Source organism: Paenibacillus sp. 4624 (genome assembly GCF_050435065.1).
GTDB classification, from domain to species: domain Bacteria; phylum Bacillota; class Bacilli; order Paenibacillales; family Paenibacillaceae; genus Paenibacillus; species Paenibacillus amylolyticus_D.
This window is the reverse complement of sequence record NZ_JBNDJR010000005.1, coordinates 393,425-405,977: the sequence shown is the minus strand read 5'-3', so window position 1 is coordinate 405,977 and position 12,553 is coordinate 393,425. Positions and strand designations below refer to the sequence as shown.

Here is a 12,553-nt window from a genome sequence, read left to right as displayed (position 1 = left end):
TTACTTCCGTGCAATCCAGCGCTGCAGCACCGGGTCAAACATCATCTTTAAAATAGAAATGTTCGTGATGGATTGAATCCATTCCTGCCAGCTTACCCGTTTTTTTGTGGTAAAAGGCAAAGTTATGATTCAGCGGCAATCGCAGCAATTGATAATTGTGATCTCGGGGTAAAGAATGGATTTCTTTCACGGCCTCCTCCCTCGTGCTGTACATGCCGATGGGAAAAAAGTTAGGAAAGTGTGCAGAGACATCTGTTGCGAATATTCCCCAAACGAATTCAGTCAATGGATTTCATCTCTTTTCTGTAAATGATCAGCTGCTGCTTGCTCAATGGCCATTCCTTTCGTGTACCGTTCCATAAATCGGTTGAACCCGTTCACATCAGTAATGTCCGGATCAATCCTCAGTGCTTCGACGTCTTTAAATACTTTCAGATGGAGGAAATCTGTCAAACTTTCGTTTTTCTCCTTACAAACCATATAGGAAGCCAATACGGCTATACCCCATGCACCGCCCTCACCAGCAGTCGGCATGACAGATACGGGAACATTAAGTGCAGCTGCACACATTTTCTGGCCAGCTAAGGGGGTCTTGAATAGTCCGCCATGTGCCAAGATCTGGTCAACCTTTACATTCTCCCTCTGCGTTAAAATGTCCATTCCGAGCCTTAATGTGCCAAACGCACTGAACAGATGCGTCCTCATAAAATTAGCGAGTGTAAAGCGGCTCTCGGGAGAACGAACAAATAACGGACGCCCTTGAGTCATACCGGTAATTTTCTCTCCCGAATAATAACCGTAACTTAGCAAACCGCCGCCATCTGGGTCTGCTTCGAGCGCTTTATTAAACAGAACATGGAACAAGTGACTGACGTTAGCTTTATATCCCAATGCTTCATAAAATTCATGAAAGAGTCTGATCCATGCATTGATATCACTAGTACAATTGTTGGCAAGAACCATACCAACAGGACTTCCATCAGGTGTAGTCAAAATGTCAATCTCGGGGTACATCCCTATATCTTTATCCAGAACAATCATAGCAAAAATAGATGTTCCTGCGGATAGACTGCCGCTACATGTATGGATACTGTTCGTAGCCACCATGCCTGTTCCTGCATCCCCTTCCGGAGGGCAGAACGGAATACCGGCTTGTAGATCGCCAGACGGGTCGATGAGACGTGCACCAGCTTCATGAAGATAGCCTGCATGTTCACCAGCCGAATATACAGAAGGTAAAAGATCTTCTAGTTTCCATGGGTAATCTTTATGCCTAATTAATTCGTTAAACTGCTCGATCATCTCTTCATTGTATCCTCTTGTCGCAGTATTGATCGGGAACATACCGGAGGCATCCCCTACACCGATTGCTTTATTGCCTGTTAGAAGAAAGTGCATGTAACCCGACAACGTTGTCATATAGTTAATGTTCCTTACATGTTCTTCATCGTTTAAGATGGCTTGGTACAGATGCGCAATACTCCAGCGCTCCGGAATTTTATATTGGAATTCCCGGGTTAAAAATTTTGCTGCAGTACTCGTTGTGAGGTTACGCCAAGTACGAAATGGAACTAACAATTCTCCCGTGCTATCCAAAACAAGATATCCTTGCATCATGCCGGATAGTCCGATGGAGCCTATGCTGCTCAGCGTTACTCCATAATGCATCATAACCAGCTGCTTCAGTTGAGCATACACTTCTTGCAACCCTCGAATCATCTCATTAGGGTGATAGGTCCAGTAATGATTGTTCCATTGATTTTCCCATTCGTAGCTGCTGGAAGCAATGATTTCAAACTTGTTATTGATCAGAACAGCCTTGATCCGGGTTGACCCAAATTCAATGCCAAGCGAGGTTTCTCCGCCGACAATCGCTCGTTTGAGATGTTGATCCATTATGGGCTTTGCACCACCTTTTACTTAAGCTTGGTGTGATAATAACATGTTTACAACACTTTGTATATTGGATAAACTAAGTTTTGTCCATGAGAAGTAATAAAGACATCCCCAATTTCCACCTGCCTAGAATGGATGTAAAACAACATTTTTGGCATATGAAAATAAGACATGTCTCATAAAAATACGATTCTATTTAATTTATGGAACGCTCATGTTTTATATTAGCTACACTTTCAATCTGTTCACTTTATGCTTTAAAGCCGCTTAGTTTCTCTATAGCCCGATGTTCGTCTGACACAAAGAATATATCATTACCATTATTGCTTTCATAGATAAAGTCTTTCAGACTTTTGCTGGAATAGCCTGAGTAATCGCCAATGATCGCAATTTTGGTCTGATAATTGATGAACTTTTGCAGTACTTCACCAGCCAGACGTGTTTTTAAATCAAAAAACGCTTCACTAACTTCCGATTTATTAACGATGATCAGATTACAGTCCACTTCATATCTAACGGTTGCCATTAAGTCCAAGGCCGATTGCACATCCGAGATTAGTTTTTCGTTATTTGTAACGTAAGCGATGGACACTCCATTTTTGTTTATTTGTTGAATATTCATGTCTGTTGCTCCCTCATCTCATATCTGTAACTTAGGATCAAAAATCACCTTAATATACGTTAGAGCCTATTCATATACAAGCACCCAGTATCTTGCTTCGGGTTCACCCTCTTCGACAACAGCGTTCCAGCCCTGCTTTTTATAGAACGAGAGCGCCTTATGGTTATCTGAAACACACTTTAACGTGACGGGTGTTCCCAATCTGCATATCGATTGCTGGAGCAACTGTTTACCTACGCCTTTCCCGGCCGCCTGCGGGTGTACGAATAAATTATGAACAAAACGGTCAGGTACATACAATGAAGCAAATCCAAGGATTTGATCACCTGATTCCGCCACAAGAATCTCTTCTTCCGATGTATCCCGGTCAAAATCTTCGAGAGTCATCTCATCGGCATTAGCCCAGTGAAAGCTCTCCTGCCGGGAATGCAAATAAATTTGTCTCAATTGTGCATAGTCTGAAGTTATTGCTTCTCTAATGATCATTCGATGAATCCCCCATCCGTCTGTTTCATCAAGGTTAGTTGTCATTTGGAGCTGGCGTTTACCATTTGTTTAGCCTGTGTACGACCTGCTTGTAACAGATCGTCACTGAGCTTTGAATCACTAACTGCACGTGCCAAAGCAACAGTTCCTACCATGCTGCTCACTAGCGCATAACCGGCAGAAGTATCGATTCCAGCCAACTTTGTAATAAACGTAATAAAACGCTGTAACTCTCGTGTATAAGCCTGCCGTATCTCCTCCGATAGCTGAGAAATCTCACCTGACAGTGCTGGTAGGATACAACCGACTTCCGTTTGATCTCGATGCAAGGAGCCTAAATAAAAATCAATGACCGCCTCAATTGGAGGTTGATCTTCATTTTTGTTTTTATCAGCAACTTTTTGCAGCATTTCCATGGTGTCACTAATAGCAAAATGGCAGGTCTCCATCACAAGCTGATCTTTGTTCTCAAAATGGGAGTAAAATCCCCCGTGTGTCAGTCCAGCACCTTTCATAATATGTGGAAGACTTATATTCCGCACGCCATGGGTTCGAAATGCTTTAGCCGCACTAGTAATAATATGGTTGCGCACTTTGAGTTTGTGCCCTTTCGGATAAGGCATCTTGCTTCCTCTCCTTTTTGTCTAGGTCTGTATCTATGGATCGTTTTTTAAAATATTATATTTATCATATTATTTAATGTCAATTCATATATCAGCATCTACAGCAGAGGAAGAATGATCATAAATGGAGTCTTGACTCCTTTAAAATATGATGACTATAATATATTACGATCATCATATTTTATTTTGGAGGTAGGCATTATGAATGCATTAGAAGCTGTAGACACCCTGGTCATTGGATCAGGGCCAGGAGGTTACGTGGCCGCATTACGATCCTCACAACTCGGGATGAAAACAGCTGTTGTGGAGCGTCAGCAAATCGGCGGCGTATGTACACATGTAGGCTGTATTCCTTCCAAAGCACTAATTGGCGAAGCGGAGCGTTTTACCATACGCAGGCAACGGGGTGCTGTGGACAAAGGTAGTTCCTATAAAGAGGCTCAGACTTTCAAGCAAGCCGTGGTGGATAAGCAGTCTGGAGGGGTTCGGTTTTTGCTCAAAACGGCGGGTGTTACTGTTCTGACAGGTGAAGCAAGCTTGATAGATGCACATACCGCGGCGATTCATCATGCTGAAGATGGTGAGCGCCATATAGTCTTTAAGCACCTCATCCTGGCAACCGGCTCCCGTCCCATTGAAATAAGTGCTCTTCCCTTCGGCGGACGTATTCTTTCATCCACCGAAGCGCTATCACTGCCCGAAATTCCTGAAAGCCTTGTTGTGGTTGGAGGCGGTTATATTGGTGTAGAGCTCGGTCAGATGTTTGCAAGATTTGGAACCAAAGTTACGATGCTTGAGGGGGGTGAACAGATTTTGCCGGGATTCGAAGCCGAGCTTGTTGAACCTGTTATTCGTCAACTGAAAAAAGACGGCATAACCATCTTAACCGGAGCTAAAGTTACAGGAGCAGACCAGTATACGAGTCACATCGATCTCCACTATACACGTCTGAATGAACGCGACGTTGTTCAAGCGGAATATGCGTTAATTACGGTGGGCAGGAAACCGAACACAGACGGCACTTTAGGTCTTGAAAATATAGGTCTCTCCCCCACTCCACAAGGGTTGATTGAGATTGACGGGCAGTGCAGAACATCCATCCCGCATATTTATGCTATTGGAGATATCGTTCAAGGCCCTGCTCTAGCTCATAAAGCTTCGTATGAAGCAAAGATTGCAGCAGAGGCTATTGCGGGTAAACCCTCTATCATCGACTATAAGGCGATTCCGCTAGTTGTGTTTTCACATCCGGAGATCACTAGCGTTGGTCTTAGCGAGACGGAATGTAAGCAAAAATCCATTCCCATTGTCGATGGAAAATCTGTTTTTTCCATCAATGGCCGTGCACTTGCTCTAAAGGAAACCGAAGGTTTTGTTAAAATTGTAGCTCACGCTACATCGGGTCTTGTATTAGGTGCACAGATTGTCGGAGCTGAAGCTTCTACGCTGATCTCCGAGTTGTCTCTTGCTATTGAAATGGGAGCAACGGCGGAAGATTTGGCCATGACCATTCATCCTCACCCGACGCTGGGGGAAATCATTATGGAGGCCGCAGAACAAGCTTGTGGGAAAATGGAAAAAATGAAAACGAGGGAGAAAACATCATGAGATCTAAATGGGGCCTGTATATCATTATCATGTTGATCATTATTTTGGCAGGCGGTTTGTTGATTGCAAAAGGTACCGATGCCGTAAGTCAGGCTGAGAATAACAAACAGGGAATATTGAATACAGCGCAAGATGCAGCAGCGTATTACGTCGACTTCTATATTCCCGAATCGCAGATTGAGCAGTTTCATGCAGATCAAAAAATAAACGTTCACTTTCCTTATTTGGAGCAGCCACTTGTAAAAGAAGGAGTGGTAACTTCGGTGGCTCCCTCACCTCAATTTGCTAACCTGCGCATGACACGGGAAAAAGGGCAAGCAGATCTGAGCATGTATCTGATCCGTATATCGGTTCCAACAAGCAAGGACCTGCTTCCGGGTATGACTGCGGAGGTGCAGCTTGATAACATCACTGACTGATGAATGGAATCACCTACGCGGGAGTAAATGGATTATTTTTATTTTTGTAGCCCCTCTAGTGGCTGCTCTATTCTTCGGACTGATGTTTTCCCGAAATCAATTGAGCGAAACGCCTGTTGTGGTGGTGGATGAGGATCACTCTTCCTATTCAAGGCAGCTTATTGAACAGATCAATGCCTCACCATTGATGGAAGTTACAAACGTCTTTCCCAATCGACTCTCTCCAGATATACTGCTGGCTAATGAACAGGCTGTGGCGGTCATTGCGATCCCGAATGGATTACAGCAAAGGCAAGATGCAGGACTATCCTCAAGTATCGGGATCTGGATGGATAATACGATGCCCTCCAGCCTTAGTGGTATTCGTCCTGCGATTCAGGAGATTGTGACGACCGAAAATACGATCCTTGCTGTAACCCGTCTCACTCAAACGGGGATGAACGTAGAATCGGCTAAAGATATAGTATCCCCGCTATCTCTTGCGCAGCACTTGTTATATAATCCAACCTCCAGTTATACAGGAACGATGGTGATTGGATTTGTAAATATCGTTATTTTAATGTTAACCACTGGAGCAGCTGGAGCGATAGCTCCCCGTCTCCGGCAAGAAGGCAAGCTTTTGTCTGTGGGAAGCTCTCCGTTCCAGCTCTGGATTCGCGTTCTGCCTTATGCAATCTTAAGCACCTGCTCTTCCCTGCTCAGTTACGGGATGTTAAAACAGGTGGGACAGCTGCGATTCGAAGTGCCACCGTATGTATTCATCGTGCCTTTACTGCTATATTCAATGTCATTATGCTTACTAGCGATGTTTCTCGGATATTCTGTTCAAAACGTATCGAAAGTCGGTTCGCGAATGAGCCTCATCCTGTATCCTTCTTTTCTGGTAACAGGGATTCAATTAACACCGCTTGCGTTTCCCACCTTTTTTCAAATTACGGCATGGGCACTGCCTATGAACTGGCTTAATCGGTTGATCCGTGGTATGGCTTTTCGGAACGGTGAACTTGGTTTTTACAGCGTGGAGCTGGGAGCATGTATTTTGATCATAGGTATTGCTTCATTAGGCATCGGATTCGTCCTGCGACGAGAGTCACGTAGGCCATTATTGAACCTTGAAGTAGAAGCTGCATAGAATGAATAATCGCCGCAAACCTGTTTAAACGATAGGCTGCGGCGATTTGTACTGTGAATTTGTGTAAGATCTGTAACAACTTAAGCGCTCTAACTGAATGATCTAACCTGATTTTGGTCACTTCGCTTCTCAGTTCTTTTGCGGTTCATTACCCTTAGAAGCTTCTACAGCTTTTCTCCCCATGTTCATGGATAACTGTACACTAATCATTAGCGTTACAATGACCAGCATGGCAATAATGGATACGTTAAACCGTCCGCTGAGATCAAAGATCCATCCAATAACAAGTGGCCCGAAGGCACCCATGATATAACCTCCCATCTGTGACATGGCTGACCAAGACCCTGCTTCCTCGGTTGTATTTGTTGCCATAATGGGTAGCATCAGCGCTAGTGGAAACAATCCACCAGCCCCGATACCGAGAAAAATAACGGCAAGAAGCATGGGCACAGGTGACAAAAGTAACACTAAACCGATGAGTTCAGAAACACTACACAAGACAAGCCATAGTTTGATCTTCCCTGAGCGGTTTACAAGATTCGGAATCAGTAATGCGACAGGAACTTGAATTAATGTAAACACGGTCAGAAGCATCGCTGCGTTTTGTGAACTGTATCCAAAGCTGAGAGCGATCGGGGAAATCCAAGCTGTCAAGCTATAGAACATACTGGCCATGAAGCCAAAAAACAAAGTGAATTGAATCGCTTTTTTATTGCCCAGGGGCAGTTTAACGCGTTGTGATCTGCTGCTGGAGGGTTTGTTTTTTCGAATGAGTAAGGTCCAAAAGATCACAGCAATGAAGCCAAAAGCGGCCCAGCAGGACAAGGCTAGTGAAAGATTGTGTTGATTTTGATTATAAATCGGAATGGTTAACCCAGATGCCAGTGCAGCCCCAATCGTCATCGATACGGAGTAAATACTCACTATGCCTGGGCTTGCTGGGAAATATTTTTTAATAAAACTTGACAGCAGCGGTCCCGTGAAGCTGATGCCGATCCCTCCGACCAAGGCGGTAGCAAGTAGTACGGTAACAGATTGATCTACACTGCGAAGTGCAGTGGCGAGTGTGATGAGAAGAAGCGAGATAAAAATAGTTCGCTCCAAACCGAGCCGCTGACTTAACGTTGTGGCGACGGGAGCAAATAATCCCATACACAGGACAGGCAGTGTGGTCAGAAGGCTTGCTGTTAATGCGCTTATACCTAAATCGGTTTGAATCATGCTCATCATGGATGCTACGGAAGTAATAATGGGTCGCAGGTTCAATGCCGCAATAAATAGTGCGAATAAATATAATATTTTTTTCACCGTTTTCATCCTCCTGGTTCTTCTTGAAGTCACTTTGAGTATACGTCCGCCCTATCCATTGATCAATCCAATAATTTATATTATTATGATAGTAAAATACTATTATTAAACGAGGAGAAGAGATGGATACCCGAAATATAACGTATTTTATGGCCGTCTTCGAGCATCTTCACTTCACGAAAGCCGCAGAGATTCTCGGAATTTCACAGCCAACATTGAGTCAACAGATACGTCTGCTGGAGGCTGAAGTAGGCATGCCCCTTTTCGATCGAATTGGAAAAAAAGTAGTTGCAACCGAGGCTGGCAGGCTTCTCCATCAATACGGAATGAAAATGATTCAGGCTGAAATGGATGCAAAAAGTGCGATTCAAGAACTTGTATCGGAGAAGCGTGGAACGGTCCGGCTTGCTGTGTTACCCTCTGATCTTGACTTTCAGCTTGTTCCGCTGTTTGTTGAATTCAAGACCCGGTACCCTCATACGAAGCTGCAGGCATTTTCAACCATTTTCGTTCGAGACGAAGTACTAACACACAAAGTTGATCTTGGCATTGGGCTACGTGGTTCAAAGGACAAGCGTCTCGTGCAGATTCCACTGGGAAGTGAGCCTTATGAATTGTTTGTTCATGCATCCAGTGATCTTGCAAAAAAACAGGAAATTACCTTGGAAGAATTGACGCGGCTCGCACTAGTTATGTATCCCAAAGGGTATATTGGCAGAGATTTGGTGGATGAGGTTTTCCGGGAGCAAGGCCTGGAGTTAACTACGGTTATGGAAGCAGGTTCCGCATCTTCCCTGTTGCAGCTAGTAGCTGCTGGCATTGGTGCAACGATCCAGCCGAGAGAACTGTTAAAACAGCATTCGGGCTGGGAAGATATCGTAACGATCCCCATTGTAGGGCCTGCACCTGTTCGGCATATGGAGTTGACTTACTACGCGGATCGATTCATTAGCAAAGCGCAACACCAGCTAGCGGAGTGGTTGATTGATTTTTTTAAATCGAAAACGAACTAGTGAAACGCGAAAATTCAAAGAGAATAAATGAGGTTTTTAAAATGGAGAAATCGAAAGAAGTATTTGCCGTTTCGGAGCGTCTAGTGATTCGAAAGTTCGGCATGCAAGACGTGCAATTCTTCTATCAATACCGCTCTAATCCCGATATTGCTCGTTTTCAATCGTGGGAAAATTATACGATTCAAGATGCAGAATCATTTGTCAGCCGTCAATTAGCATCTTCCCCTGATCAGCCAGGAGCGTGGTTTCAATACGCGGTTGCCTTGGCTACATCTGATCAGATCATCGGGGATTGTGCGATTCATACCCTTGGAGCCGAACCTCGAATCGTCGAGCTTGGGTTTACTCTTGCGCCTGAGCATCAGGGTAAAGGATATATGCACGAAGCACTTTGTGCCCTGCTTGACTATGTTTTTGGTTCGCTGAACAAACATAAATTGATCGCTTTTTCCGATGTGCGAAACACAAAGTCTATTCACGTTCTGGAACGTTTAGGTATGAGACGCGAAGGACATTTGCTCGAAAATTACATGTCCAAGGGTCATTGGATCGATGAGTATCAATATGCGATTTTGCAATCAGAATGGTTAAATATGCGGCGGTAATCTGTTATAAAGATATGGGTCTTTTCAATATAGAAAAGAGTCTGATGGTTATTGTTTTATTGGGGTGATGACTTTATTGGGTACCCACCCCTTCTCACCTTCAGTCGTATGCACAAAGCTCCATTCGTTTAACTCATATTCTTTCTGCACAAGAGTACCAGGTATCACGTTTAATTCGAGAGCAGAGTAATCTTCTTGTACTTTTGCTATGTGTTCTTCATTCGGTGTACTCAGTATTTGCTTCGGCACCCAACCACGCTTTTTAGATTCAATAGATTCACAAAAAATCCAGTTCGGAAATTCAGTATCTTCTTCTCCGTAATGAACGATATCTCCCTTAGCCAGCACAATAGGGTCTGGATAATTCGACTGATGCGGGTGAATTACCTTGTATTGCTTCATATGTACTCCCTCCAAATGTAGTTCTTTAAGAAGTGAACCCAACGATCAGGACAATTCTTCGTTTTTGTGGTAACTGGCGCGTTGTCCATAGGCGCGAAGGAAGACACGTACCCCTTCTGTGATGATTCGTTTGGTTTGTTCATCTTGAAAATTTCCGATTTTTTTCGGTTGATTAAATACCATTAAAAACGTTAATGCGGCGAAATGCTTTGTAGCCAGTTCAGGATCGGACACATTAAGCAATCCGTTTTCTCCAAACTCGGTAAACCTCTTGATCAGCCCCTCTTCCGTTGCGTTGTCTAACTTTTCTAAAAAAGAGATGGGTAGGTTGGCTTCTTCCATCGTAACCAGACGGATCAAAGCACTGTAATCAGAAGAACCGTTTGCAGAAGCTACGAATTGTTCACAGAACAAGGTAAGAGCCTGCTCCAAATCCTCGAATTCCGAGAGATAGTCTGTTATTCCTTGTTTGATCATGTCCAAAACTGTCCTACTGGTTACTTCTACAACAGCAAGCAGTAAGTTCTGCTTGTCACCATAATAATCATAAACTGTCCGTTTGGAAACGCCCGCTTTAGCTGCGACCGCATCAACACTGGAACGATCAAACCCATCTGATAGAAACAAATCTCGTGCCGCCGCAATAATTTTAGCTCTTTTGTCAGAAGAGCCTTTGCGGACTTTTTTGATTTCCGTAGTATTCATCCTTAAGCTTCCCCCCTATGACTATACTATCAAAAATGAGTTCCTCTTTACAAACTACACTGCACGGTGTAGTTTAGTTAATGTGATCTATCCAAATCCATGATTAAGGAGGAATTAACTTATGAACACGCCACAGTCTTTTGTAGATGTTCTAATTGTTGGGGCTGGGCCTACAGGGCTGACACTTGCCTGTGACCTTGCCCGTCGAAACGTAGACCATCGGATTATCGAACGAAGCACTTCGTATAACCTAGCATCCCGTGCCAAAGGAATTCAGCCCCGTTCGCTTGAAGTCGTTGATGATTTGGAAGCCGTTCGTTACATTATGGACACAGGTGTCGTGGATTTACCTGTGCGCTATTATAACGAGGATGGCAGAAGTATGGTTAAGCCTTCTATTACCGTTGCTGCCAGCGCTGAATTAGGATCACCCTATCCAGATCCGGTCTGGATTGCTCAATTTGATGTGGAAAAGGCGTTACGTGACCGATATGAGATGTTTGGCGGTAAAGTGGAGTTGGGTGTGGAAGCTGTAGAACTTGTTCAAGACTTGGAGGGTGTACAGGTAACGGTGAATACACCAGAAGGAAAAGAGCAAATTCATGCCCGTTATGTGGTTGGCGCTGATGGTGGGAAAAGTAGTATTCGCAAGTTTATCCATCTCCCTTTAATTGGGAATACACACGATTATGAACGGTGGTATCTTGGCGATGTGCGTTTGGCAGGACTGGATCGTGATCATATCCATATCTGGACTTCTCCGGAGGGGATGATCGGAGTAACGCCATTACCGAAATCCGACATTTGGCAACTCCAAGCTACCATTTCTTCAGAGATTAAGGAACCGGAAAATCCGTCGTTAGAAGTGTATCAGGATATGTTTAACCGACGAGCAGGTGCTCGGCATGTTCGGCTTATGGATGCCTCCTGGCTATCTATCTACCGGATCAACGTGCGAATGGTTGAATCTTACCGCAACGGTCGGGTTTTTCTTGCCGGAGACGCCGCGCATGTTCACTCGCCAGCCGGAGGGCAAGGCATGAATACCGGGATGCAGGACGCCTACAACCTAGGATGGAAACTGGAATCCGTCATACGCGGAGCAAACACCACCCTGCTTGACACCTATGATGAAGAACGTCGTCCCGTAGCTCAAGTGGTGCTTGAGGACAGCACAAAAAAAATGGGAGCGATTTTAGGGACAGCGACTGAACGTGGAGCATTATCCCAATCCTTAAGTACCGTATCTGATGATCTAACGAGCGGACTTCTTATTTCCTATCGTTCAAGTTCTCTTACCTGCCCCTCTATTCAGGCTAATGTTACCCGTTCATTGCCTGGAGATCGTGCTCCTAATGCCGAGGGCCTGCAAGGTGCTGAATCCATAGGAGATGTCTTTGACCTGTTGCGCGGCCCACACTGGACTCTTTTAGCTTTTGTAAACCGTACAGATCATCTTTCTCTACAGGACTTCACTTTTGATGAACTCCATACGCATTGCATTGTGCCATCACATGTGGAAGGAGAAGAAGGTATCATTGACACGGCAGGTAATGCCTATCGAATGTACGATGTTACAAGCGAAACGCTTATATTGATTCGTCCCGACGGATACATCGCATTACGTACTTCCATTGAGGACAGCGCATTGATTCTAAGATACCTGAACACTATTTATCGCGCGAACTAATTAAAACTAGGTTATATGTTGGAAGCTCCTGATGCTCAACCTAA

At 44.3% G+C, this 12,553-nt stretch carries 13 protein-coding genes; 6 read left to right on the top strand and 7 right to left on the bottom strand.

Going from position 1 to position 12,553, the window contains the following annotated elements; all coding sequences use genetic code 11:
* Positions 1-282: 282 nt before the first annotated feature.
* From ABIE27_RS14565 to ABIE27_RS14550, 4 genes are all read right to left on the bottom strand, one after another.
* Complete coding sequence (locus tag ABIE27_RS14565) at positions 283-1,896, bottom strand: xylulokinase (protein ID WP_429350787.1); 1,614 nt, start codon at positions 1,894-1,896, stop codon at positions 283-285.
* Between the two features lie 250 nt (positions 1,897-2,146).
* Positions 2,147-2,518, bottom strand: coding sequence for a DUF4180 domain-containing protein (locus ABIE27_RS14560; RefSeq protein ID WP_123067313.1), 372 nt, complete (start codon positions 2,516-2,518; stop codon positions 2,147-2,149).
* A gap of 66 nt (positions 2,519-2,584) precedes the next feature.
* On the bottom strand, positions 2,585-3,004 hold the full coding sequence (locus ABIE27_RS14555) for an N-acetyltransferase family protein (protein ID WP_429350786.1): 420 nt from the start codon (positions 3,002-3,004) through the stop codon (positions 2,585-2,587).
* Between the two features lie 41 nt (positions 3,005-3,045).
* Entirely contained in the window at positions 3,046-3,627 is a 582-nt protein-coding gene (locus tag ABIE27_RS14550) for a TetR/AcrR family transcriptional regulator (RefSeq protein ID WP_123067311.1), read from the bottom strand.
* A 201-nt stretch (positions 3,628-3,828) separates the two neighbouring features.
* On the opposite strand from ABIE27_RS14550, the gene lpdA reads away from it, so the two are divergent.
* Genes lpdA through ABIE27_RS14535 form a run of 3 tightly spaced genes read left to right on the top strand, consistent with a single transcriptional unit; the run spans position 3,829 to position 6,786 of the window.
* Entirely contained in the window at positions 3,829-5,235 is a 1,407-nt protein-coding gene (lpdA, locus tag ABIE27_RS14545; protein WP_429350785.1) for a dihydrolipoyl dehydrogenase, read from the top strand.
* Complete coding sequence (locus tag ABIE27_RS14540; protein ID WP_123066647.1) at positions 5,232-5,654, top strand: hypothetical protein; 423 nt, start codon at positions 5,232-5,234, stop codon at positions 5,652-5,654. The genes lpdA and ABIE27_RS14540 overlap by 4 nt, the downstream gene beginning before the upstream one ends.
* Complete coding sequence (locus ABIE27_RS14535; protein ID WP_429350784.1) at positions 5,635-6,786, top strand: ABC transporter permease; 1,152 nt, start codon at positions 5,635-5,637, stop codon at positions 6,784-6,786. Before ABIE27_RS14540 ends, ABIE27_RS14535 begins: the two co-directional genes overlap by 20 nt.
* Positions 6,787-6,915: 129 nt before the next feature.
* Here ABIE27_RS14535 and ABIE27_RS14530 read toward each other — a convergent pair whose 3' ends face one another.
* Complete coding sequence (locus ABIE27_RS14530; RefSeq protein ID WP_123066646.1) at positions 6,916-8,094, bottom strand: CynX/NimT family MFS transporter; 1,179 nt, start codon at positions 8,092-8,094, stop codon at positions 6,916-6,918.
* 122 nt (positions 8,095-8,216) lie between these two features.
* Between ABIE27_RS14530 and ABIE27_RS14525 the strand changes: the two genes are divergently transcribed.
* Entirely contained in the window at positions 8,217-9,107 is an 891-nt protein-coding gene (locus ABIE27_RS14525; RefSeq protein WP_123066645.1) for a LysR family transcriptional regulator, read from the top strand.
* 41 nt (positions 9,108-9,148) lie between these two features.
* On the top strand, positions 9,149-9,712 hold the full coding sequence (locus tag ABIE27_RS14520) for a GNAT family N-acetyltransferase (RefSeq protein WP_123066644.1): 564 nt from the start codon (positions 9,149-9,151) through the stop codon (positions 9,710-9,712).
* Between the two features lie 48 nt (positions 9,713-9,760).
* Here the strand turns inward: ABIE27_RS14520 and ABIE27_RS14515 are convergent, their stop codons facing one another.
* On the bottom strand, positions 9,761-10,114 hold the full coding sequence (locus ABIE27_RS14515) for an SH3 domain-containing protein (protein ID WP_123066643.1): 354 nt from the start codon (positions 10,112-10,114) through the stop codon (positions 9,761-9,763).
* 45 nt (positions 10,115-10,159) lie between these two features.
* Positions 10,160-10,819 carry a TetR/AcrR family transcriptional regulator gene (locus ABIE27_RS14510; protein ID WP_429350783.1) on the bottom strand — a complete coding sequence of 220 codons (660 nt, stop codon included), beginning with the start codon at positions 10,817-10,819 and terminating at the stop codon, positions 10,160-10,162.
* Positions 10,820-10,940: 121 nt separating this feature from the next.
* Between ABIE27_RS14510 and ABIE27_RS14505 the strand changes: the two genes are divergently transcribed.
* Positions 10,941-12,509 (top strand): FAD-dependent monooxygenase, encoded by a 1,569-nt coding sequence (locus tag ABIE27_RS14505; protein ID WP_429350782.1) that lies wholly within the window; start codon positions 10,941-10,943, stop codon positions 12,507-12,509.
* Positions 12,510-12,553: the final 44 nt, after the last annotated feature.